At 40.7% G+C, this 23484-nt stretch carries 22 protein-coding genes; 6 read left to right on the top strand and 16 right to left on the bottom strand.

Annotation, left to right across the window (positions count from 1 at the left end; translation table 11 throughout):
* Together FZ945_RS09735 and purB are read right to left on the bottom strand one after the other, a co-directional pair.
* The coding region (locus FZ945_RS09735; protein ID WP_187424145.1) for a hypothetical protein at window positions 1-356 on the bottom strand (356 nt) is incomplete at its 3' end.
* A 64-nt stretch (window positions 357-420) separates the two neighbouring features.
* A complete protein-coding gene (gene purB / locus FZ945_RS02420) occupies window positions 421-1749 on the bottom strand; it encodes an adenylosuccinate lyase (protein ID WP_148802249.1) in 1329 nt (442 codons plus the stop codon).
* A gap of 187 nt (window positions 1750-1936) precedes the next feature.
* On the opposite strand from purB, the gene FZ945_RS02415 reads away from it, so the two are divergent.
* Entirely contained in the window at window positions 1937-2860 is a 924-nt protein-coding gene (locus FZ945_RS02415) for a pseudouridine synthase family protein (RefSeq protein WP_148802247.1), read from the top strand.
* Between the two features lie 295 nt (window positions 2861-3155).
* Here FZ945_RS02415 and rlmN read toward each other — a convergent pair whose 3' ends face one another.
* The 4 genes from rlmN to FZ945_RS02395 are packed head-to-tail and all read right to left on the bottom strand — an operon-like array spanning window position 3156 to window position 9014.
* On the bottom strand, window positions 3156-4301 hold the full coding sequence (gene rlmN, locus FZ945_RS02410) for a dual-specificity RNA methyltransferase RlmN (protein WP_148802245.1): 1146 nt from the start codon (window positions 4299-4301) through the stop codon (window positions 3156-3158).
* Window positions 4298-4978, bottom strand: a complete 681-nt coding sequence (locus FZ945_RS02405; RefSeq protein ID WP_148802243.1) for a purine-nucleoside phosphorylase — start codon at window positions 4976-4978, stop codon at window positions 4298-4300. The genes rlmN and FZ945_RS02405 overlap by 4 nt, the downstream gene beginning before the upstream one ends.
* On the bottom strand, window positions 4978-5733 hold the full coding sequence (hisF, locus tag FZ945_RS02400) for an imidazole glycerol phosphate synthase subunit HisF (RefSeq protein ID WP_148802241.1): 756 nt from the start codon (window positions 5731-5733) through the stop codon (window positions 4978-4980). Before hisF ends, FZ945_RS02405 begins: the two co-directional genes overlap by 1 nt.
* A gap of 2 nt (window positions 5734-5735) precedes the next feature.
* Window positions 5736-9014: a DEAD/DEAH box helicase gene (locus tag FZ945_RS02395; protein WP_148802239.1), complete on the bottom strand. Its 3279-nt coding sequence runs from the start codon at window positions 9012-9014 to the stop codon at window positions 5736-5738.
* A 106-nt stretch (window positions 9015-9120) separates the two neighbouring features.
* Here FZ945_RS02395 and rsmA point away from each other — a divergent pair, with 106 nt between their 5' ends.
* The 5 genes from rsmA (at window position 9121) to FZ945_RS02370 (ending at window position 14636) form a co-directional block, all read left to right on the top strand.
* A complete protein-coding gene (gene rsmA, locus FZ945_RS02390; protein ID WP_148802237.1) occupies window positions 9121-9972 on the top strand; it encodes a 16S rRNA (adenine(1518)-N(6)/adenine(1519)-N(6))-dimethyltransferase RsmA in 852 nt (283 codons plus the stop codon).
* The gene (locus tag FZ945_RS02385) at window positions 9929-12076 is read left to right on the top strand and encodes a ribonuclease J (protein ID WP_187424144.1); all 2148 of its coding nucleotides are present in this window, start codon (window positions 9929-9931) and stop codon (window positions 12074-12076) included. Before rsmA ends, FZ945_RS02385 begins: the two co-directional genes overlap by 44 nt.
* Before the next feature lie 9 nt (window positions 12077-12085).
* Complete coding sequence (locus tag FZ945_RS02380) at window positions 12086-13039, top strand: KpsF/GutQ family sugar-phosphate isomerase (protein ID WP_148802235.1); 954 nt, start codon at window positions 12086-12088, stop codon at window positions 13037-13039.
* Window position 13040: 1 nt separating this feature from the next.
* Window positions 13041-13814: a pseudouridine synthase gene (locus FZ945_RS02375; RefSeq protein WP_148802233.1), complete on the top strand. Its 774-nt coding sequence runs from the start codon at window positions 13041-13043 to the stop codon at window positions 13812-13814.
* A 195-nt stretch (window positions 13815-14009) separates the two neighbouring features.
* The gene (locus FZ945_RS02370) at window positions 14010-14636 is read left to right on the top strand and encodes a tetratricopeptide repeat protein (protein WP_148802230.1); all 627 of its coding nucleotides are present in this window, start codon (window positions 14010-14012) and stop codon (window positions 14634-14636) included.
* Between the two features lie 49 nt (window positions 14637-14685).
* On the opposite strand, the gene FZ945_RS02365 is transcribed toward FZ945_RS02370, so the two are convergent.
* From FZ945_RS02365 to nrfD, 10 genes are read right to left on the bottom strand one after another with little or no spacing between them, the layout of a single operon-like run.
* Window positions 14686-15165: a hypothetical protein gene (locus FZ945_RS02365; protein WP_262367136.1), complete on the bottom strand. Its 480-nt coding sequence runs from the start codon at window positions 15163-15165 to the stop codon at window positions 14686-14688.
* 26 nt (window positions 15166-15191) lie between these two features.
* Window positions 15192-16145, bottom strand: a complete 954-nt coding sequence (locus tag FZ945_RS02360) for a hypothetical protein (RefSeq protein ID WP_148802228.1) — start codon at window positions 16143-16145, stop codon at window positions 15192-15194.
* On the bottom strand, window positions 16142-16810 hold the full coding sequence (locus tag FZ945_RS02355) for an ABC transporter ATP-binding protein (RefSeq protein WP_148802226.1): 669 nt from the start codon (window positions 16808-16810) through the stop codon (window positions 16142-16144). The genes FZ945_RS02360 and FZ945_RS02355 overlap by 4 nt, the downstream gene beginning before the upstream one ends.
* Window positions 16807-17916: an ABC transporter permease gene (locus FZ945_RS02350; protein WP_148802224.1), complete on the bottom strand. Its 1110-nt coding sequence runs from the start codon at window positions 17914-17916 to the stop codon at window positions 16807-16809. Before FZ945_RS02350 ends, FZ945_RS02355 begins: the two co-directional genes overlap by 4 nt.
* Window positions 17906-18091: a hypothetical protein gene (locus FZ945_RS02345; protein WP_103575190.1), complete on the bottom strand. Its 186-nt coding sequence runs from the start codon at window positions 18089-18091 to the stop codon at window positions 17906-17908. Before FZ945_RS02345 ends, FZ945_RS02350 begins: the two co-directional genes overlap by 11 nt.
* Window position 18092: 1 nt before the next feature.
* Complete coding sequence (locus FZ945_RS02340; RefSeq protein ID WP_148802222.1) at window positions 18093-18551, bottom strand: nitrous oxide reductase accessory protein NosL; 459 nt, start codon at window positions 18549-18551, stop codon at window positions 18093-18095.
* Entirely contained in the window at window positions 18548-19090 is a 543-nt protein-coding gene (locus tag FZ945_RS02335) for a hypothetical protein (protein ID WP_148802220.1), read from the bottom strand. The genes FZ945_RS02340 and FZ945_RS02335 overlap by 4 nt, the downstream gene beginning before the upstream one ends.
* Window positions 19090-19911: an SEL1-like repeat protein gene (locus tag FZ945_RS02330; protein ID WP_148802219.1), complete on the bottom strand. Its 822-nt coding sequence runs from the start codon at window positions 19909-19911 to the stop codon at window positions 19090-19092. Before FZ945_RS02330 ends, FZ945_RS02335 begins: the two co-directional genes overlap by 1 nt.
* An 8-nt stretch (window positions 19912-19919) precedes the next feature.
* Window positions 19920-22538 (bottom strand): cytochrome c biogenesis protein, encoded by a 2619-nt coding sequence (locus FZ945_RS02325; protein WP_148802217.1) that lies wholly within the window; start codon window positions 22536-22538, stop codon window positions 19920-19922.
* A 16-nt stretch (window positions 22539-22554) separates the two neighbouring features.
* On the bottom strand, window positions 22555-23484 hold the full coding sequence (gene nrfD / locus FZ945_RS02320) for an NrfD/PsrC family molybdoenzyme membrane anchor subunit (protein WP_148802215.1): 930 nt from the start codon (window positions 23482-23484) through the stop codon (window positions 22555-22557).

The raw sequence follows: 23484 nt of genomic DNA, 5'->3' as shown, positions 1-23484 counted from the left end.
TATGTTTTTGAATAGAATTCGCACTCTGTAAAAACTAATTTTTCTTTTATATTTACATTAGATGTATTAGAGTCAAACATTTCAATTTTACAATTATCAAATTCTATATTTTTGAAATCGTTTATATTTAAAAATCCAAATTCACAATTTTTAAATTCTATATTGTGTTGTGTTAAAATATCTTGCAATACTTTATTATCTGATACATCTATTTGGCAAACTTGTTTTATAATATGTTTTTGTTTGTCTTCACCGTCATTTAATGGAATAGACCAACTAACATTATCATCGCCAAAAATTTCTTTTAGTTTTTCATTGGCTAAATTAAATGTATCTGATGTTTCCGATGATCTCAAGCAACTTCTCTTAAAACTAATTTGTGCTATAAATTTAAAAACATATCATGTTTTGATTTAATCATTATCTAAATACTCTCTTAAAAATTCTATCTACATTTTTGGTGTAGTAGTTGTAGTCAAAGCACTCTTTGATCTCATCTTTGCTAAGGCTCTTAGTTAGGTCCTCGTCGTTTAGCAAATTTTGTAAAAATAGGCTGTGGCCTTGCTCGTCTATCGCTTTTTTGCCCTCTTGCAAGTCCGCCCAGACCTTCATGGCATTGCGCTGAACGATCTTGTAGGCGTCCTCTCTAGAGATCCCACGTTGTGGCAATTGCAAAAGCACACGTTGCGAAAAGACTAGGCCACCTGTTAAATTTAAATTTTTCATCATATTTTCTGGATAGACAACCAAATTTGCTATCAAATTTTTGATGCGAACCAGCATAAAATCAGCTGTGATAAACATATCTGGCAGGATAAATCTCTCAACCGAGCTGTGGCTGATGTCGCGCTCGTGCCAAAGTGCGACGTTTTCAAGAGAAGGCGTGACGTATGAGCGCAGCACCCTGCAAAGGCCGGTGATGTTTTCGCTAAGGACTGGGTTGCGCTTGTGCGGCATGGCGCTTGAGCCTTTTTGTCCTGGGCTAAAGTACTCCTCCGCCTCATAAACCTCAGTCCTTTGGTAGTGCCTAATGGCAACTGCGATCTTCTCGCAAGTAGAAGCTAAGATAGCGATGGCGCTCACCACGTGGGCGTAGCGGTCGCGCTGGATCACTTGATTTGACGCTGGAGCAGCTTTTAGGCCTAGCTCCTCGCAAGTTAGCTCTTCAAATTCCATCGGAGCGTGGGCTAAATTTCCCATAGCGCCTGAGAGCTTGCCATAGCTGATCGTATCTTTTGCGTCTTTGATGAGCTTTAGCGCCCTTGCGATCTCGTCGTACCAGATGGCAAGCACTAGGCCAAAAGTTATCGGTTCGCCGTGGATGCCGTGGCTTCTTCCGACCATGAGCGTGTGCTTGTGCTCATTTGCTCTGTCTTTGACCGCCTGCATGAACTCCTCAACGTCGCTGATAATGAGCTCTAGGCTCTCTTTCATCTGAAGCGCGACGGCTGTGTCGATGCAGTCGCTAGAGGTCATGCCGTAGTGTACAAACCTGCTCTCCTCGCCAAGGCTCTCGCTGACGCTTGTTAAAAATGCGATGACGTCGTGCTTTGTCGTCTTTTCTATCTCGTCGATACGAGCTACCTCAAATTTAGCGTTTTTGCAAATTTTCTCGCAGTCGCTGTCGCTTATGAAGCCAAGCTTATTCCAAGCTTTAACGGCAGCTTTTTCTACCTTGAGCCAAGCGTCGTATTTTGCTTGTATGCTCCACTTTTCAGCCATCTCTTTGCGTGAGTATCTTTCGACCATTGTTGAACCTTTTGTATTAGTTTGCTTTTGTCCTGAAAGTATAAATTTGGCTTTTTGGGCCAGAAATCACATCTTGTAATTTTCCTAAATTTAAGTTTTGATTATATAAAATCCGGGCTGAAATGTCGGTTATACGCTTATAAATTTGGGCTTAAGATAGCTCGCTCATTTTTCAAAAGGATCATTTTTGCCCTATGTAAATAAATTTATCGCCACTGCAGATCATCAAAAAGCTTATGAAATTTTACTGCAAAATGGCTTTAATATGAGCCAAACCCAGCGCCTCATCAATAAAGACAGGCTGATCTGTGGCGGCAGTGTCGTGAGCGAGAAAAATACCATTTTGTCTGGTGATGTCTTTTTGATCGACTATGAGGCCGAGCCAAAGGGACTAAAACCGATCTTTGAGTGCGAGAGTTTTGCGGTATTTGACAAGCCAAGCGGGGTGCTCAGCCACCCAAATGGCAGACACTGCGACTACTCGCTAAATGATGAAATTTACACACTTTTTGGGCGAGATGCGAGCGTGGCACATAGGCTGGACTTTGAAACAAGCGGCGTGATAGTTATAGGAAAAGATAGAAATTCTACGATAAAACTAAAGAAAATCTTTGAAAACAGGGAAGTTTCTAAAAGCTATCTCGCGATGGTACAGGGCAAGATCGAGCGAGAATTTACGATCGATGCCAAAATGGATCTAGCGAACAACTACGACGATGTGAAGATGCGAATGCAAATTTGTGAAAATGGGAAAAATGCGGTGACTAAAATTTTGCCGATAAAGTATTTTGACGACATCGATACGACTTTAATTCGGGCTATCCCACTCACTGGCAGGCAGCATCAAATTCGCTTGCATTTGTTTCATGTGAAACACAAGATCATTGGCGAACCACTTTATGGTTTGTCACGTCCGCAGATCGAGAAAATTTTAGACAAAGAGATGAGCGAGCGTGAACGGATAAATTTAACTGGTGCAAAAAGGCTTTTACTTCACTCGGACGAAATTTCATTTAAATTTGATGATTTTTTTTACAAAATAAAAAGCAAATTTGACGCCGAAAATGAGTTTTATAAATTTGCAAAAGAAGCAAATAATCAAACTATTTAAATTTTAAAAAGTCTTTCTAAAAAATAATATATAAAAATTTCATAGTTTTGCTTTTAGTTTTGAAACAAAAATTTTTATTGAAAAATAGAATTAAATTTTTAGTATCGTTAAATATTTCGACTTAAAATTTGGTAATCATTCTTTAGGTTCTAGTTTTTCACCCTCAAAATTTCATGCCAAATTTTTAGAATTTATTTTGAAGTTTTATTTTCATCTTTTAAAACTTTAATGATAAGTCCAAGCCCAACACCAGCAACCAACACTATAAAAATTATCTCGGCGATATCAAGAGCTGTCATTTTTTACTCACGTTAGTTTCATCGTTAGTTGGTTTTTCTTCTGCTTTAGCTGTACTCTTATCGCTAACGTTAGTTTTAAATTTTGGATTTTCATTTCGCTGTTTTAGTTGGCCACATGCAGCACTTATATCAAGCCCTTTGCTCTGTCTGATCGTGCAAGTGACGCCATGATCTCTTAGGTATTCTTGAAATTTTAGCATGCTGGTAAGCTCTGGTCGGCCAAATTCACTACCTTCATGCGGGTTAAAGTAGATCAAATTTACCTTTGCCTTGATACCATGCAACAGTTTTACCAGCTTTTTCGCATCACTAACACTATCGTTTAGGTCTTTGATAACAAGGTATTCAAACATCACACGCTTTCGCATATCGATAGGAAATCCCCTAACAGCATCCATAACTGCCTCGATATTATAAGCCTTATTTATCGGCATCAGGCGACTTCTAAGCTCATTAGTAACAGCATGTAGCGATATAGCCAGCAAGACCCCAAGGTCCATCTCGCCAAGCTTTTTTATCTGTCTACCAAGGCCGCTAGTTGAAACGGTTTGACGGCGTGGTGATATGGCTAGACCCTCATTAAGTGCTAAAATTTTGATCGCTTTACTAACGTTAGCAAGGTTATCAAGCGGTTCACCCATACCCATATAAACAACATTTATACGCCTTTCGTATGGTATGTTATTCTCTCTTTTTATCCACAAAATTTGCCCTACGATCTCGCCAGCAGTCAAATTTCTAACAAGTCCACCCTTTGCTGTTAGGCAAAAAGCGCAGCCCATTTTACAGCCGACTTGCGAACTAACACAAACAGTGTAACGAGCGTGTCGGCTAACCTTACCATCTTCGTCACTGATCTCCTCTTTCATCGGTAGTAAAACACTCTCTATCTTTAGCCCGTCTTTTAACTCAAAAAGATACTTGATCGAGCCGTCGCTACTCTGCTCAAATTTCACACATTTTAAAGGATCAAGGTAAAATTTCTCGGCTAGATCCTGACGCATATCTTTTGGCAAATTTAGCATTTGGCTAAATTCCGTAGCATTTTTTTTGTAAACCCACTCATAAATTTGCGTCGCTCTAAAAGAGGGAGAGACCAGCTCTTTTAACTCTTCAATGCTAAGATCAAGCAAATTTTTCACATATTTTCCTTTACATATTTTGTTAGTAGCTCTTTGGCTTTTGCGTGATTTTTTATAAAATCAGCATGCGCATTTTCATCGCAAAAATTTGTCGCTACGAAAATTCCATAAGCTGGAATTTTAAAAATTTGAGCTACTTTTAAAACAGAAAAAAACTCCATATTTTCTAAAAAATAGCCCTTTTCAAACATCTTATGAGCCAAATTTTTATCTGTCGTTATGAAATTTGATGAATTTGTTTTGATAGTTCCACGTGAAACGATAGAAGAAATTTCACACTCGATAGGCGAATAAGATCTATTTTCTATGCTAGAAATTTCGACATTTGCCCCAACCGAGCTTTCATAAATTTGCAAAATTTCACCATCTTTATAAAGACCTGCCGAGCCGACAAAAACTATCTTTTCTGGCATCTGATATAAATTTAGCTCAGGATTTTTTGATAAATTTTGGCTTATGTTTTGCAGCTCTGGGTTTGATGAGTTTGCAAATTTAGCCTCGATCTTTGCAAGATAATGTGGGTCAATATTTTTTAAATTTATGCTCTTATCATCAGCTCTCACACATGATCTTTTTTGCAAAAACTTTGTCAAATTTATCGCCATATCAACTAGCCCCACTCCCATCGGCAAGGCAAAGTCAAAAATTTCATTTTTTCCAGCGGAGATAACTAACATCAAAGCCTAACCTCAACGCCGTTTGCCTTAAGATACTCTTTTAGCTTTTTTATCTCGATCTCTCCAAAGTGAAATATCGAAGCAGCAAGGCACGCATCAGCCCCAGCTTCAAAAGCCTCTTTAAAATGCTCCATCTTACCAGCGCCACCACTTGCGATAGTCGGTATAGAAAGCGCACTAAAGATCTTTGTCAGCTCCAGACTAAAGCCCTGTTTGACGCCGTCATTATCCATAGACGTTAGCAAAATTTCCCCTGCTCCGCGCGACTCGACCTCTTTTGCCCAAGCAAAGGCATCTTTTTTAGTGTCGATCCTGCCGCCATTTATAAAAACACTATAACCATTTTCGATCTTTTTAGCGTCGATCGCCACGACGACGCACTGCGAGCCAAATTTCTTAGCCGCTTCGTCGATCAAATTTGGATCTTTTATCGCCGATGAGTTTAGGCTCACCTTGTCGCAGCCCGCATTTAAAAGGCGAGAGATGTCGTAGATCGTGCGTATGCCTCCGCCAACGGTTAGCGGTATAAAAAGCTTACTTGCGACCTTTTTTACGACATCGATTATCGTATCACGACCAAGGTGAGAGGCTGTGATATCCAAAAAGCAAAGCTCGTCAGCGCCCTCGTCGTTGTATCTTTTAGCTATCTCGACTGGGTCTCCAGCATCGACAAGTCCTACGAAATTTACACCTTTTACGACCCTGCCGTCTTTTACATCAAGGCATGGGATTATGCGTTTTGCGAAATGATTCAAATTTATCCTTTGTCTATCTTTCTGGCTGCCACCTCAAAATATGGCAAACTCGCCCAATTTTCTCGGTTTCCAACTATGTAAATAACCTCTTTTGCTCTTGTTAGCGCCACGTTTAGCAGGTTTGGCTTGCTAGCAGCCCACGCTCTAGCGCCATTTGTCGCACCGCCTAACACAAAGACAATAACATCAGCCTCTTTGCCCTGCATAGTGTGGATAGTGCCAGCACCTTTTAAATTTCTACAAACATCTTTAAATGGCGTTATTATCCTGATGTTATAATTTTGGCTAGCAAGCTCGCCCGCCAAGAGCTCTTTAACCGCTTCACCCTCGGCTTTGTTGTAGTTACCTATCCACTCCCCAGAGCTAACGTCTATCCACTTTGTTTGCACGTTAGTGTTTGCAAATTTACTAGCCCCATCTCGTCCAAGTATCATCATATCGTCATAAGTTGTCTCGTTTGAAATTTCAAACATAGGGTTAGCGCACCTTCTATGTACAATGAGTGGCGATCCAACCCAGATACTCTCGCCGCTACCTTTTATATATGTGCCGATCTTTTGTGCTTTGTCAGCTCTTAGCTGTACTGATGACTTTAGCAGGTTAAACTCATCTTTTGCCTCGCAGTAGCTAAGGATCGCATTATTTAAACTAACAGGTAATGTTACGACAGGCTCAAGCTGAAGCGGGTCGCCTACTACCACAGCCATCTTTGAGCGAAGTAATGCGCCTAACGCGTTAGTCAAATTTGCCTGCCCTGCTTCATCTATCAAAAGCATGCCTATATCGCCATTTAAAAGGTCTTTAAAGGTGTTATTAAACGAGGCAAAAGTCGAGCTAACAACTGGCGTTAGCAAAAATAAACCCTTGATGATCTCACGTCTATGTTTTGCATCAAGGCCGTTTTTTTCAGCCATCTTCTCATCATTAAAGATAACGCTAAGGGCACGTAAATTTGTCCTTACAGCCTCTTTGCAGGCAAATATCGCTGCCTTGTGCAAATTTAGCGCCTCTTTAAAAAACTCTATCCTAGCCTTAAAAAGCTTTGTCTTGTGAAATTTTTTGTCTATGCCAAATTCCATCATAAATGGCATACTCTTTTGCATCTCTTCGTTGCTCTCGCTAAAGCTGCCGTTTAGAAAGATATCTAGCTCCTCGCTCCTGCCAAGTATCTTTTGACGTCTAGCAAAGTCACTTTGCAGCCTTTTGTAAAGATTTATCTTAGTGCTAAGCTCTGCTGCCCTGCTCTCAAGCTCTGCTATCTCGCTTTTTAGCTCATTTAGCCTTGCTTCGTTTTTCTCTTTGCTCTCGCCATTTTGCCTGCTAGCTTTTAAATTTTGCTCGGCTATCTGGCGGTTTATCTCGCCTACCTTTAGCGCCTCGTCATTATACTTTTCAAAGGCCTCTGTCTTAAAAATTTGCTGAAAGATAAAAAATGGCGGCTTTTCTGGTGTGCTTAGGTACTCCTGCAAAGCCTCATTTTGACTAACAAGCCTTGTTAGCTCCTCTGCCTCCGCCTTTTTGTCCCCCAGCTTAGCCAAAATTTCATCATGCTCGTTCTCTAAAGGCTCTAAAAGCTCCTCTATCTGCTTAGCCGAGTAGTAGCTCTCAAGCCTCCTATCGACATCAGCTAGCTCACTTTTTAGGCTCTTTAGCTCCTCTTCTTTAATCCTGATCTCACTAAAAAGTAAATTTACCTCGTGAAGTACAAGGTTAAATTTCTCCTTTGCCACGTCAAAGTCATCTACGCCCTCGCCCACTGCAAGGTACTTGCCAAGCCCCATCAAAAAGCCATATTGCTCCAAAAACTCGCCGTATTCGCTTGCGATCTTGTCAAACTGGCTGTGAGTTGGCTCGATCTTTACGCCGTTAATCGCATTAAAAACAAAATTTGACTTATTTTGTTTTGATCCAAGCGCCACGCAAAATAGCCCCCAAGCTGGCTTTGAGATAAAGGACTTCTCGCCAAATTCACTCTTTTCATCAGCCGAGAGCAGCCTTGTGGCTATAAATTTAAAATAATCAATCTCGCCCGCATAATCCCCTATGCTCTTTAACTGGCTTAGCTCCTTACTCAAAATTTCAACCGCACCGTTGTTGCAAGAGCTAACGACCATCTCGTAGCCTTGAAGCTCGTCATTTAGCCTAAAATAAAGTGCCTTTTCATCGCTGTCATAAACTGGCTCGAAGATATCATGCCTGCTCATTTGCGCAAGCTTCATCGCCCTAAGCGTGACAACCTCAGCCATCACGTCCTTTAAAAGCGTAGTTTTTCCAGTGCCTGGAGCGCCATTTACGCTGTAAATTCCACCATTTCCATCTTTAAATTTCTCTATTATATTGTTTAGCGCCATTTGCTGTGAGAAATTTAGTGCAAAATCACTTGCAAAAGCCGATCGTGGGTAGCGCTCAGCCTTAAAAAAGTCCCTTACCGCCCTTTGATTTAGCTCATCTCTAACGTCAAGCCTCTCAAATTTATTCTCACTGCCCTCGTCTAAAAACTGATCCGTTAGCTCGTGCGTCCTGCCTGATTCATAAAATTTGATAAGCAAATTTATATCATCTATAAAAAAGCTATTTAAAAGGCCGTCCGTATCTTTAAAATTTGGATCAGCTATCCTTAATTCAAGCCTGATCACATCTTTGAAAAATGGCGTCTTTAGCGAGCTTTTTAGCTCCTCGTGCACCGCTTTTACATAGTCGCTAAGCTTCATTTTCTCTTTATGGATAGAAATTTTATCCTTGATGTGCTCGCACTCTTTGTTAAAGTCGCTTTGGCTGATCTCTTTTAGGCGGTTTAGGCGCACCATCGCCCAAGGAGCCGTTGGGATAAAAAGGTCGTTTGTTGAGTTTGGCGTGAAAAATGGGCTTAGCTCATCATCTAAATTTGCATCTTTTAAAGCAAAACTTTGCTCATTTTTACAAAACGCTAAATCGCCAGAGAGCTTAAGCTTATAACAAAATGCCTTTTCAAAGCTCGTTTGCTCAGAGCGTAGCTCCTCTAAAATTTGCTCTTTTTCAAATTTCACCTTTGCTAGCTTTGATATCGCAAGGGCAAGCAAGTCAGTCTCAAAAATGCCGCCGTAAATCGAAATTTCCACACCATTTTTTAAAAGCAACCTATCAAACGCTCTTAAAATTTGCATAAATTTCTCATCGAAATTTGCGATCTCAAGGTCCATTGATTTTTTAAATTTACTATTTGTCTTTTTTGGCTCGTCTAAGGTTTTTGGCTCTAAATATTGTGATAATAAAAAGTATTTTAAGGTATTTGCCCTACTCAAATTTGCGCCTTATTTTGTTGTTATTTAGTGATTATAGTCCATTTTATATATGATTAAACTAAACTTGTAATCATTGTATAAGTAATCTTTGGCTAATATCGCGGCTATGATAAAGGCAAAAAAGCACTTTGGACAGAATTTTTTACAAGACAAAGCGACACTAGATAAGATCATCCAAGCGATACCCAAGGACGTAGAAAACGTCGTTGAGATTGGGCCTGGCTTAGGTGATTTGACATTTAGACTTTTGCAAATTTACAAGACGACCTCTTTTGAGATAGATTGTGAGCTGTTTCAAATTTTAAAGGTCAAATTTGCAAATGAGATCCAAAATGGACAATTAAAACTTTTTTGTAAAGATGCTTTAGAGCAGTGGCAGCAAGAGGGCGGACTAAGTAGCGAGAACTACTTTTTGGTCGCAAATTTGCCCTATTACGTTGCTACGAAGATGATACTAAATGCGATAGATGACGAAAAATGTCTTGGGCTTATTGTGATGATACAAAAAGAGGTTGCTCTTAAATTTAGTGCAAAGAGCAGGGATAAAGAATTTAGCGCTTTATCGATCCTCGCTTCACTTCAAGGCAGGTGTGAGCTTTTGTTTGACGTGGATGCAAAGCTTTTTAATCCACCTCCAAAGGTCACATCTTCAGTCATCAAACTACAAAAAACAAAAAAGATTTTTGGCAAAGACGGGATTTTCAAAGATGCAAAACAATACGAGGCTTTTAAAGCATTTTTAAGAGCTGCGTTTGCTTCGCCAAGAAAGACGCTTTTGAAAAATTTATACACAAATTTTGACAAAAAGGCGTTAGAAGAAATTTTTGAAAATATGAACTTAGCCACAAATTTACGTCCACATGAGCTAGATGTCGATTCTTATCTAAAGATATTTGAGATTACAAAGGAAGATAATGAACGACAAAAACGAAGAGAAAGTTGTAACCAACCAAAGTAAAAACAACAAAAGACGAAGATTTAGACCAAAAAATAAGCCAAAACAAGAGGGCGAAACTACCGAGCAAACCTCACTAGCAAGCAAAAGCGTGATAGATAACTTCTTTGCAGCAGAGCAAGCTGAAGTGCACACCGAGCCAAAGAGTCAAAATCCTCGCCCAAAAAAGCAAAGAAATAATAAAAATCAAAACAAAAATGGCGAAAATAATAAGCCAAAAGAGCAAAAACAGCAAAAAGAAAAGCCAAAACAAGAGCCAAAAGCTGAAGCCAAAAACGAGGCAAAAGAGCAAAAAGAAAAACCTAAAAAGGCTAAAAAACCAAAGAAAAATTTGCCTGCAAAGCTAAATGGCAACGAGCAGTGGCAACAAGACATCGCAAGCGCGATGGAGGCAAACAAAGCCACTCACGAGCTAAGACTTGAGCCACTAAAGTATCTAAACTCAAGCGAGCATAAAATTCGCATAACACCGCTTGGCGGTCTTGGCGAGATCGGCGGCAATATGACGATATTTGAAACAGAAACCAGCGCCATCATCGTTGATATCGGCATGAGCTTTCCAAGCGAGAGCATGCACGGCGTGGATATCCTCATCCCAGACTTTGACTACGTTCGCAAGATAAAAGATAAGATAAAAGGCGTCATCATCACTCACGCACACGAGGATCACATCGGCGCAGTGCCTTACTTTTATAAAGAGTTTAAATTTCCTATCTACGCCACACCTTTACCACTTGGCATGATAAATAATAAATTTGAAGAGCACGGCCTAAAACAAGAGCGCTCACTCTTTCGCTCAGTCGAAAAGAGAAAGCCATATCTCATAGGCGACTTTGAGGTCGAGTGGATACATATAACGCACTCTATCATCGATGCTTCTGCACTTGCTATCACGACAAAGGCTGGCACGATCATCCACACAGGCGACTTTAAAATCGACCACACACCGATAGACGGCTACCCAACAGACCTTGGCAGACTAGCGTATTATGGCGAGCGTGGCGTGCTCTGTCTATTAAGCGATAGCACAAACAGCTATAAAGAGGGCTTTACAAAGAGCGAAAGCAGCGTTGGCAAGACCTTTGACGCGATATTTTCAAAGGCAAAAGGCCGCGTCATCATGAGCACATTTAGCTCAAACATCCACCGCGTCTATCAAGCGATCGAGTGGGGCTTAAAATACAACCGCAAAGTCTGTGTCATCGGCAGATCAATGGAGCGAAATTTATACACTGCGATGGAGCTAGGCTACATCAAGCTTGATAAGAAAATTTTTATCGACGCAAACGAGGTTGGTAAATTTAAAGATGACGAAGTACTTATCGTCACTACTGGCTCTCAGGGCGAGACTATGAGCGCGCTTTACCGCATGGCGACAGATGAGCACAAATATATAAAGATAAAGCCGACCGATCAGATCATAATCAGCTCAAAAGCGATCCCAGGCAACGAAAACAGCGTCTCAACGGTGCTAAATTTCTTACTAAAATCAGGTGCGAGCGTCGCTTACCAAGACTTTAGCGAGATCCACGTCAGCGGCCACGCAGCACAAGAAGAGCAAAAGCTGATGCTTCGCCTCATAAAACCAAAATTTTTCTTGCCAGTGCATGGCGAGTACAACCACATCGCAAAGCACAAAGAGACGGCCATTAGCTGTGGTGTGGATGAGCGAAATATCTATCTAATGAGCGACGGCGATCAGATGGAGGTTTGTCAAAAATACCTAAAACGTGTAAAAACTGTAAAAACTGGCAAAGTCTTCATAGATAATCAAATAAATAAACAGATAGCAGACGACGTCGTCATCGACAGACAAAACCTTGCCGAAGCAGGTGTCGTCATGATAATCGCTCAAATTTCACGTCACGGCGCAAAGCTCATCAACAAGCCTCGCGTCATCAGCTACGGCCTTGTAGGTGACAAGCAAGACGCTGAGTTTAGAAAAGAGATGGAGGGCGTGCTAGAACAATACCTAAGCAACGTCAAAGAGGAGCTTCTAAAAGATGGAAGGCTACTTGAGTCACAAGTGCGTCAAGTGATCAGAAAGCACATCTTTAGAAAGGTCAAAAAGTACCCAACTATCGTGCCGATCATCTATCTAATGTAAGGGAAATTTATGCAGACAATGAACCAAATCGCAGCTAGAGTTTTAGAGGTAGAGGCAAACGAGCTTTTAAGACACGCTAAAAGCGTAGAGATAGAAGATGCTGTAAATTTGATATATAACGCAAAGGGAAAAGTCATAGTAACAGGCGTAGGCAAGAGCGGTCATGTGGGAGCAAAGATCGCTGCTACGCTTGCAAGCACTGGCACGCCAAGCTTTTTCTTACACCCGACAGAGGCCATGCATGGAGATCTAGGCATGATAGAAAAAGACGATGTCTTGTTAGCCATTAGCTTTAGTGGCGAGAGCGATGAGCTTGTCAAAATTTTGCCTCATGTAAAGCGCTTTGGTGTGAAAATCGTCGCCATGGCAAGGAGCAAGACAAGCTCGCTTGGTAAATTTAGCGATGCTTTTATAGATATAAATGTAGAAAAAGAGGCGTGCCCACTAAATACCGCCCCAACGGCATCAACCACGCTAACGCTAGCTCTTGGCGATGCGTTAGCTGTTTGTTTGATGCAAAAGAGAGGCTTTAAAAAAGAGGACTTTGCAAATTTTCATCCAGGTGGTAGCCTTGGCAAGAGACTATTTTTGAAGGTCAAAGATGTGATGAGAAGCGAAAATTTACCGATAGTTCGCTGGAATGCAACCCTAAAAAGTGCGATCGATACTATGACACATGGCAAGCTTGGCACGGTTCTTATCGTTGATAAAGATGGCGTGCTAGATGCCCTTTTAAGTGACGGCGATCTTAGGCGTGCGCTTATGAGAGAGGACTTTGACTTAGACGAGCCAGCGATGAAATTTGCAACACTGCATCCAAAAGAGATAAACGACAAAGAGATGTTAGCAGTAGATGCGTTAGCTTTAATAGAAAAGTATAAAATTCAGCTTCTAGCTGTCGTAGAAAATGGCGTTCCTGTGGGTGTTTTACACATCCACGACCTTGCAAATTTAGGACTATAAAATGGAAAAAACAAGACTAAATAAATTTATCTCACATAACACAAACTACTCACGCCGTGAGGCAGATGAGCTGATAAAAGCTGGCAAGGTTAGCATAGCAGGACGTGTGGTTAGCGACCTTGCCACAAGCGTGGATGAAAACGATAAAGTGCGCATAAATGGCCGTTTGATAAAGCTAAAAAAAGAATTTACCGTTATCGTTTATCACAAACAAAAGGGTGAGCTCGTTAGCAAGAAAGATGACCGCGGACGAAAGACGATATATGACACGTTAGACAAGAAATTTGCCAAATTTGTTAGCGTAGGGCGCTTAGACTACGCAAGCGAGGGGCTACTTTTACTAACTGACGCCCCAGCGATCGCCACAGCGCTAATGAATAGCGACTTAGAGCGCGAATACTACCTAAAGGTAAAAGGCGAGGTAACAAAAGAGGTGATAGAGGCGATGACAAATGGCTTTTTCGCCAAGGACGCCACCAAAGGCGCGCACGCAAAAACTACTATAAAATCAATGGAATTTAAGCCATTTCTAGCCTATAAAGTCTTTGGCTCAAGCGGTGGCTACACAAAACTAAAGGTCATCATCAACGAGGGTCAAAACAGAGAGCTACGCCGTTTCTTTGGCTACTTTGACCTTGAAGTGATGGACCTAAAACGTGTTAGCTTTGGGCGTGTTAGCCTTGATATGCTAAAGCCTGGCAAATGGCGCTACTTCGAAAATAGCGAATACGAAGACCTAAGAGACTTTTTGAAAGTTAATAACGTTAGATACTAACATTAGGCTTGTTTCTATAACAAAGAGGCAAGCCAGACATGTTTCTACAAATGCACACCAAAATCACAAAAATTTATTAAACGACATATAAATTTGCCTTGCATATCCACAAAAAGATAAATAGATAATTAACAATAATCTAAGCTTTAAAAGGACAAAATATTGTTTAAGAATTTTGTAAAAGATGGAGTAACAATGAAAAAAATTGTCTTTTTGTCTATGATTTTACTATCTACTGCCTTTTCAAATAATTATTTAAAACTTGGTATAGAAGCTCGTAAAAATGGCGATTATGACAAAGCAGCAGAAATATACGAAAAAGCTTGTGATGATGGAAATGCCAATGATTGCCTTATTCTAGGCTTCTTTAATCCAAACAAAGAAGACGCGGAACAAAAATACAATAAAGCATTCGTAAGGCTATATGAAAAAGGTTGTAATAGCGGAAATGCTGATAGTTGTTTTGATTTAGGAGTTTTGTACGAAGATGGTCAAAAAGTAAAGCAAGACTATCGCAAAGCATACGAACTATATAAAAAAGCTTGTGATAGTGGAAATACTAATAGCTGTTTTAGTCTAGGACTTTTTTACGCATACGGGAAAGGAGCAAGACAAGACTATCATAAAGCAGCCAAACTATTTGAAAAAACTTGCAAAAGCGGAGATGCTACAAGTTGCTTTAATTTAGGGGTCTTATACAATAATGGGCAAGGATTAAGACAAAACTATCATACTGCAAAAGAATATTTTGGCAAAGCATGTGATTTTGGGGATCAAAAAGGGTGTGATCTTTACAAAGAACTAAACGAAAAAGGCTTTTAATACCCAAAAACAACCTAGCGAGCTCTAACAAATTTAGAGCTTCGCAAATTTATATCTTATTTTCTGAAAGTAGGATGTTTATGTATGGATTTAGCAGCGTTTCGCCGCGTGCTGCGTAGAGCAAGACCTCTTTAAAGTAGTTGTCGTTTATGCCGTAAGTGTGAAACTCATACGCCCCTATGCCGTATCCCATGGGAGTTATATCGACCCTCGAGTACCAGGCATTTTGCGCTGGGATGTAGCGGTTTGTATCCTTTGAGTAGACAAATAGCTTGATCTTATCTTTGCTCTTTTGCGCCATATACCAAATGAAAGAATTTGTGATGTCGTTAAAAAAGTAGATGTCGCCATTTGGCATGATGGCCTGAGCCGTGTCGTTGTTATCAGCGATGAGCGTCCTGCTCTCATAACATATAAATTTATTTGGCGTTAGCTGCTCTATGGGCTCAGACTTGCCGTTATTTAGGACTAAAATTTTATCATCGCTTATGTCGGCATTATAGGCGAGCACGGCTAAGACTAGGGCCAATAAACAAAGAGAAAAAATTTGCTTTATCAAAATAAAAATCCTCTTAACAAATAGTATTTGAGCACGTAAAGTGAGCATATCAGCACGCAAACACTTAGCCAGATCGATGAAAATTTAAGCTTGTGCGAGTAGTTTGTCTTTGTGATGATCTCCACAAGGTATGGCATAAGGCCGTAAAAAATGCCCAAAAACAAACTGCCCCAGATAAGGTAGCCAACGTAAAAATAGTCGCTTCTTAGCATGCAGTATGGACACTTGTGATTTGGCTGCTCGTAAACGTAAAGGCCAAAAAAGTAGGTGATAGCGTAGTAGCTAAGCACCAAAAATAGCAAATTTGCCACAAAGCTTGCCATGCTTTGCTTTAAGAAATTTAGCGCCAAAATGACAAAAAATAGCACAAAAAAGGCGCTCACTAAGCCAAAATTTGTATAGCCAAATGGCAGTTTTGGAGCTTGAAAAGTGACCGAGCAGCAAAAGACTGGCACCTTTAGCGGGATGTTATAAAAAAACGAAATTTCTATGCCAAGCTCGACTAATATCATCACAAAAAGGCAGATGAAAATGGCGTATTTTTTCTTTAGATATGGGAAATTTAGAGCCTGCAAGTCAAGCTTGTTTATAATCAGCCAGATACCAAGCCCAAATATCAGCAAAATTTTAGTGAGCATCAAGATGCCGCCAAATTTATTTGAGCCGATCACGCCAGCTGAGCACATAGCCCCTGGCACGATGTCAGAGAGCTCGTTTAGACAAAGTGCAAAAAATATAAACAAAACGATCTTTGTGCAGACGCTAAAGAGCAAGATCGTATTTACAAGGTAGTTTTGCTTTTCAAGCGAGTATTGAAGCGATGTTAGCGCGTTATAGTCCCACGATCTTACTATCCTAACGACGTAAAATAGCGAAATGCCCATCAAAACTAACAGCACAAACTCCGCTAACAAAAAGGCGATAACGGCGTTTGATAAAAATACGCTCATACTATCTCTCCGTTTTGCAAGCTAAGAGCCCTATCGGTTGCGCCTAGCTCGTCAAAAATGCTATCGTGAGTAGCGACTATGACGCTTTTTTTAAGCGCCTTAAATGACTCAAGTAGGCCTAAAAATGCACGCGCATTTTGCCTATCTAAATTTGCCGTTGGCTCATCAGCCAAAATGATATCCGCATCCATTGACAAAGCCCTAGCTACCGCGCATCTTTGACGCTCACCGCCGCTTAAATTTGATACATTTTCATCTCTTTTGTGTGAGATATTTGCAAGCTCAAGAGCCTTTTTTATCATCTCTTCACGCACATTTGCCTTGAAATTTGTTAGAGCAAACGGAGCTAACAAATTTTCATAGACGCTTAAGCCCTCGATGAGGTTAAAATTTTGAAAGACAAGCCCAAGTCTTTTGTGTCTAAACTCGGAGCAAAATGCGTCAGGCAGCTTTGCGATGTTAGTGCCATCTATCAAAATCTCCCCGCTAGTTGGCTTTTGAAGTAGGGCTATAAGCGAGAGTAGGGTGCTTTTACCGCTTCCACTAACGCCTTTTAGTATCACTAACTCGCCGTTATTAACGTCTAAATTTATATCTTTTAGAGCACAAAACTCGTTTTGTTTGCCTTGGTTATAAACTAGGCTAACGCCTCTTATATTTATCATTTTAGCCCCTCATTTATGTCGCCACACGCCACACGCCACGACGGGATAAGGACAAATGCCAAAAATGGTATGACGCCAAAGACAAAGATCAAAAAGAGCTTATCAAACTCCAAAATAGGCGTGAAATTTGTAAAATTTAAAAGCTCATCGCCTAAAAATATCCCCTTTAAAAATGGAGCGTTTAAAACAAATACAAAGAGATAAGCTAACATAACGCCAAGCAAAAAGGCGCTAACGCTAACGATGAAATTTTGTATAAATTTTAAAAAAATGATCTCTTTTATACAAAAGCCGATACTTCGCAAAATGGCTATCTCACGCTTTTTACTACCGTAAGCAAGTGAAATTTGGTTTTTAAGCAGCACGAAAAATATTAGCATAACGCTAACATAAATGCTCATAAAAATTCCGCCCTTATAGTAGTAAAGATGCCTAATGTTTGCTATCTCATCTTCTATGCTAATGGCAAATGAGTTTGGATATAAATTCTCAATCTTTAAAGCCACTTGGCTGATCTCTTCGCTATTTGGCACATCGACATAGAGCTTTGTGTATTCTTCGTCTTTTAAATTTAAGATAGCTCGCAAGGTATTTGGGTGTAAAAATATCGCGTTATTTGTGATAAGTCCGCTTTGTTTTGGCATGGTTTTTAGAATTTTTACCGGTATCATGCGCTGTTCTGTTAAGAAGTTAAAGCTCCCCTCATAGTAAAGCTCGTTCATAGCCGCCTTTACGCCCTCACCAACGATCATCTCGTCCTCTTTTAGGCTATCATCCTCATATAGATGAAACCAAACGCGCTTTTGCACAAAATAATACTCCCCATCAACCACGCCCCTAACGTCAGCCACGCCATCGATCTTTGAGATGTCGTAGATATAGCCAGGATGCATGAGATCATTTTTGCCAGCACGAAACGCACTAACAACGATACTTGATCTATCTTTTACCAAGCTTATAAGATCATGCTGGATCGAGCCAGAGATGAAAAGCACCGAGCTTAGCACGAAGATAATGAGCGCAAATAGACAAAAGCTAAAAAGGTGGTCCTTTTTGTCTTTAAAGAGCAGGACCACAGCGTAGTTTATGAAATTTCTACTTATCATAGACAAAGCCTTTTTGCTCTTTTAGGCTAAAGCTAGAAGCTAAATTTGCCCTTGTTATCTTTGAAATTTCTCTTAGCTCATCTTGCTTTGATTTGTGGTCAAAGCTAAGGTAGTGCGCCGCTAAGAGCGTATAAGAGAGTCCAAAAAATAACGCCAAAAATGCTAGAAATTTCACTTTATTTGCCAGTAAATGTCTTTATTTCGTCAAATTTTATGACACCTTTGCCAGCGTGATCTTTCATAAAGCTATTTGCCTTTGCTTCGTCTTTAAATGGGATAAACTCCTCGCCCATCGGTCCAAAAACGTTTGAGCCATAAACGTAAAACGCCTCTTTTGCCTCAAGCTTTTCAAGCGTGTAATAATCACTTACATAAGCCTCTTTCGCCACCTCATCAGCGAAGTAAAAGTGCGCCATATCTTTTACGCCATCAAAGTAATAGTCCTTGCCACCAGCCTTGATAAGTGTCGCCCACTGCTTGTTTTTTATAGGCATGCCACACACCGCACATCTTGCGTCCTTTGGCAGCTCGATACGCTCTTTTGCCCCTTTATAGGCGTTTATGTTTGCCTCACTCGTCAAATTTCCAGCCCATAAGGCAAAAACCGCACTGAGCAACAAAGCTATAAATTTCATCTTATCTCCTTTAATCTCTCTTTTTCTAACTCGCCCTTTTCATAGAGCTTTTTTAACATCTCATCATCAAAGTCTATCTCGTAGTAGCCCTTGACAAACTCGCTAAATTTAGCAAAATCATCAAAGGCGTATGAAAGCAGCCAGCGTCCGCCGTTATTGCCACCGACTAAATTTTGATGCTCCACTCCGTCATACCAGATAAAAAAGGTCGTTTGCTCTATCTCATCTGGCAAGAAGTAAGAGCGAAATTTAGCAGCTTCGCCACTATAAATTTGCTCTACTACCCTTTTATCAGAGCCGGCACTTAGCGAATTTAGCTCATTTTCATGGTCAAACCCTCTAACCAGCACCGCCTCACTCGTAAATATCACATCTAGCAGATCACCCTGCCCGTTATCTACTTTATATCTTAGGCTATTTTCGCCTTTTGTCTTAGAGATGAGCCTTAAGTGCTCCTCATCAGGCTCCGTCAAAGCACTATCTAGCAGATATAGCGCTTCAAGGCTTGCCTGCATATTGCCCCAGTTTTTAAAACTCATCAATGTTTCCCTAAAATTTCCAAATTCTCGCACGCCTCTTTTAGGCCATTTTTACAGCTTTTAGTAAAAATTTCACGTGCTTTTTCCACATCTTCTTTCACACCTTTGCCCTCAGCTAGCATGATTGCGTAGTTGTTGCAGCCTTTTTCATAGGCGTATTTGCACGCTTGCTCGTAAAGCTTTGTCGTTTTTGTAAAGTTTTGATCAACCCCTTGTCCATAAACATATAAAAAGCCAAGATTATCACATCCTATGCCAGCTTCGTTTGCGCAGGCCATTTCGTAGTATGTTTTAGCTTTTGCGTAGTCTTTCTCGACGCCTTCGCCCTGAGCGTATAGGTAGCCAAGGTTGCTGCATCCCATGCCGTCCCCTGCCTTGCAAGCCTTTTCATAAAGCTCTTTTGCCTTTTTTAGATCTTTTCTCACGCCAGTGCCATTTGCATAAAGCAAGCCAAGCTCGGTGCAGCCCTCGTTGTCGCTGCATGCTTTTTCATATAGTTTGACCGCTTTTGCTAGGTCTTTTTCTACGCCTTTGCCCTTTTCATATACATAGCCAAGGTTGCTGCAAGCCATAGAGAAATTTTGATCGCAAGCCTTTTCATAAAGCATTGCCGCCTTTACCTCGTCCTTTTTGACGTTGCCGTCACCCCTGCTGTAAAGCACAGCTAGGTTGTAGCAGCCTGATGCCTTTTTCTCTTTGTCGCAAGCATCTTCATAAATTTGCGCTAGTTTGTTGTGATCATCTTTTGCGCTTAAAGCCTCTTTGATGTAGCCAGCATTTAAAACGCACAAACTAGCAGCCAGTAAAATCAAACTCTTCATCATATCTCCTAAACTACTTTTATATCTCTGCCGCGGTAGGCTAGGGCGATCAGCAAGGCAAGAGCCACTAAAATCAAGTATATTAGCCCTGAGATGCCAAAGCTCTCACCATTTGCGTATGAGTGAAGCCCGCTAAGGTAGAAATTTACTCCAAAATATGTAAAAAGCACCGAAGCAAATGATAGCACGCTAGCCGTTAAAAAGACAAAAACGCCCCTAAGCTTTGGTATAAACCTTAGATGAAGCACTATGGCATAGACGATGATCGTTATATATGACCAGCTCTCTTTGCTGTCCCAGCCCCAGTATCTACCCCAGCTCTCATTCGCCCAGACACCGCCTAAGAAATTTCCGATAGTTAGCAGGCTAAGACCTATAATGAGGCTTAGCTCGTCGGTGGCGGCGAGGTATCTTATCTGTTCGCTAAGTTTTTGCTCGTTTTTGTCATTTTTTAGTGCCATCAAGATAAGTCCCACAAGCCCCAGCACAAAGCCAAAGCCCAAAAAGCCGTAGCTTGCGGTGATGACGCTTACATGCACACTAAGCCAAAACGACTTTAAAACTGGGACTAAATTTGTTATCTGTGGGTTTATAAAATTTAGATGAGCAACGAGCAAGCTCACACTTGCAAAGAGCGAAGCAGCGCCTAGTGCGAAGCTTTGATGCTTGAAAAATAGCACTCCAGCTAGCACGCTTATAAGCGAGATATAGACCAAACTCTCATAAGCATCGCTCCAAGGTGCGTGACCTGAGATGTAAGCGCGTAGGGCTAAATTTAGAGCATGCACCACAAATGCAGTGAAAAATGCAAGGCTAAGCGCTCTTTCAAATCTAAATTTCCTCCCAAAAAATAGCCTATAAAAGCCAAGAGCGAGCGAAGCAAGAGCTAGGATCATGTAAAAATAGATAAGAAATTTAAATATCTCCATTTGGTTATAAAGCACTTCAATGCTGGCCTTTGCCTCGCTTGGCGCAAGAGAGCCTAGAGTGCTTCTTTGATAGCTTGAAATTTGCTCCAAACTCTTATCAGCGCCTGCGCATTCGCCATCTTTTACGCAAAGGCTTAAATTTTCTATGTAAGCTCCTAAAACGCTTTTAAACTCGTTTGAAATTTCATCTTTGCTAAATGCTTCATTTACGCCTAGCCACGTGATCACGTCACCATTTTTAGCGGGGATAAATTTTAAAATTTCACCCTTTAGCGCAAGGTATAAGACATTTAGCCTCTCGTCAAATTTAATGACATCGCTATCAAATTTATCTCTTTTTGAGGCGGATTTTTCATTTGCAGCCTCTACAAATTTAGCCAGCTTATACTCGCCATTTTCGTTAAAGACGTCATTAAAGCTAGCAAATTTCTCACTAACGCCAAGAAGCTCGCCCACGCGCTCGCTCGTGATCTTTACCATCCTTTTATCCATCCACTCTTGTGGCGAGATGGCAAAAGAGAGCATGAGCTCATCGCTACTAAGCCCAAAGAGCGTCGTTTTGGTTGAAATTTTGCTAATCACTGCCCTTGTGTAAGAGCTAGCTGGGGCGATCCTACTATCAGTTTGAACTAAAATTTTGGCAAATTTATCTGCATGAGTTTTAAAATTTATGGCTTCATCGCTTGCGAAATTTGGCGTGGCATTTAGTAAAAGCAGGGTTAAAAATGCAAGCTGCGTGCCTTTTATGAAGTTACAAAGTCTAAAAAAACGGCTCTTTTTGCTAAATAAATTTCCCACAAAGCCAAGGCAAAGCAGAAAATATCCGATATAAGTTGGCATTTTGCCAGGATCAAAGCTGATCTCAAAGGCGCTTCCAAGCTCGTCAGCGTCGTATGATGATTGAAAAATTTTATAGCCCATGATGCTTAGTGGATGATTTAGTGAAATTTCATGCTCGACATCTGCGATGCTTACTTTGCTCGTGTAAGATGATGGGCTATTTAGTCCAGCATAACGCTCTAGGATAAATTTATCAAGCCTTAGCGAAAAAGGTAAATTTATCGCCCTTGAGCTAAAGTAAAATTTCGCCTCTTGCCCATCAAAGCTTAATATGCTTGGCTCAAGATCGTATCCAGCTCCGCCTTTTAGCTTGGCACTCTTGCTCTTTTCATTAGCAAAGCCAGCCTCTATGCTAAGTGTGGCTGGAGCGTTTTTCTCATCCTTTTTGTAGCCAGTTATCTTTATCTCAAATTCTTTGCCATTTATATCTTTTTTGAAGCCAAAGTCGTTTTTGCCAAGCAGGCTAAGTTTTAGTGGATATTCAAAACTTTCATTTGAAATTTGCACTCTCAAATATGGCTTTGTGCTTTGCATATAGCTGCCACTCTCACCCACTCTAAGATGCAATACACCCTCTTCGCCAAAGTATCTTGTAAGCGCAGCACCGATGAAGATCAGAATAAAAGCAAGATGTATCAAAAATGCGCCAAATTTCTTATACATCTTGGTTTTTACGATGCTAATGGCTAAGCAAATGGCACAAGCTGCCATGACGCACTCGTACCAGAGCGCTTCATAAACAAGCACTCTAGCCGTCTGTGTGTCATAAAAATTTTCCAAAAAGGTCGCCACCCCTGCACCAAAAGCAAGGATAAATAATAATATTAAAGACAAGCGATAAATGTTTAAAATTTTCATCACCTGCCCTTAAGCCTTAAATGCTATAAGTCTGTCCTGCATAAAGTATAAAAACCCTAAGCAATAAAACGCCAACGACTGCTGCAAATGAGCCAAGGTAGAAGCTAAATTTCATCTTGCCAAGTGCGAAATTTAAAACAAGAGGCAAGACAAAGCCAACTAAAACAACCCCAAGCCAGAAGAAATTTGCCCAAACACCACTATAAAATGCAACTGCCGCGCCTTGCTGATAGCTTGAGCCAAGCAAAAGTGAGACAAAAAGCATTAAAATGAGTAAAATTTCAGTGCATAAGACGTAAAACTCCACGCCATGAAGCGAGCCAAGGTCGCTTGAGTGTGGATCTTCTTTGAAAAATAGTACCGCTATCAAGCTGCTACCACTTATGCCAGCACTAAGTCCTGAAGCTATAAAAAGCGCTGGTAAAACAGCGGTGTTTAAAAGTGGAAATCTAATAAGCACCGAGATCAAAAAGCCTGTATATGCGCAAATGATAACCGCAAAAAGCAGGCAAAGCGCACTTAAGAGCGGATAAAGTGGCGATAAAATTTTCATCACGCCATCAAAAAAGCCACAAAATGGCTTTAGCTCCGCACTAAACGCATACAAACACATCAAAAAGCTAAGCGGTATAAATACGCAAAGTGCGGCTACACCGATAGACATAACTGATGTGAAGTTGTAATTAATCAAAATTTTCCAAAACAAAAGTGGCTTTTCAAGGTCAGCTATCAAGCAAACCATACCAAGCATGATGCTAACAAATGCCAAAAGCGAAGCAGCCTTGAAAAATGGGCTAAAGCTCTCTTGTCTTTTGTAGCGCTTTAGAAGTATGGCAGCTATTAGCGCTCCGCCACTCATACCAGCTAGCAGAAGATAAACAGCGATCGGCCAGCCCCACTCAACTGCGTGCGAAAATGTCGCAGTGAAATTTAATGCACCATCCAT

Origin of the sequence: Campylobacter concisus (assembly GCF_902460535.1) — a bacterium.
Lineage (GTDB): Bacteria > Campylobacterota > Campylobacteria > Campylobacterales > Campylobacteraceae > Campylobacter_A > Campylobacter_A concisus_AS.
This window is presented reverse-complemented; position numbering and strand designations above follow the sequence as displayed.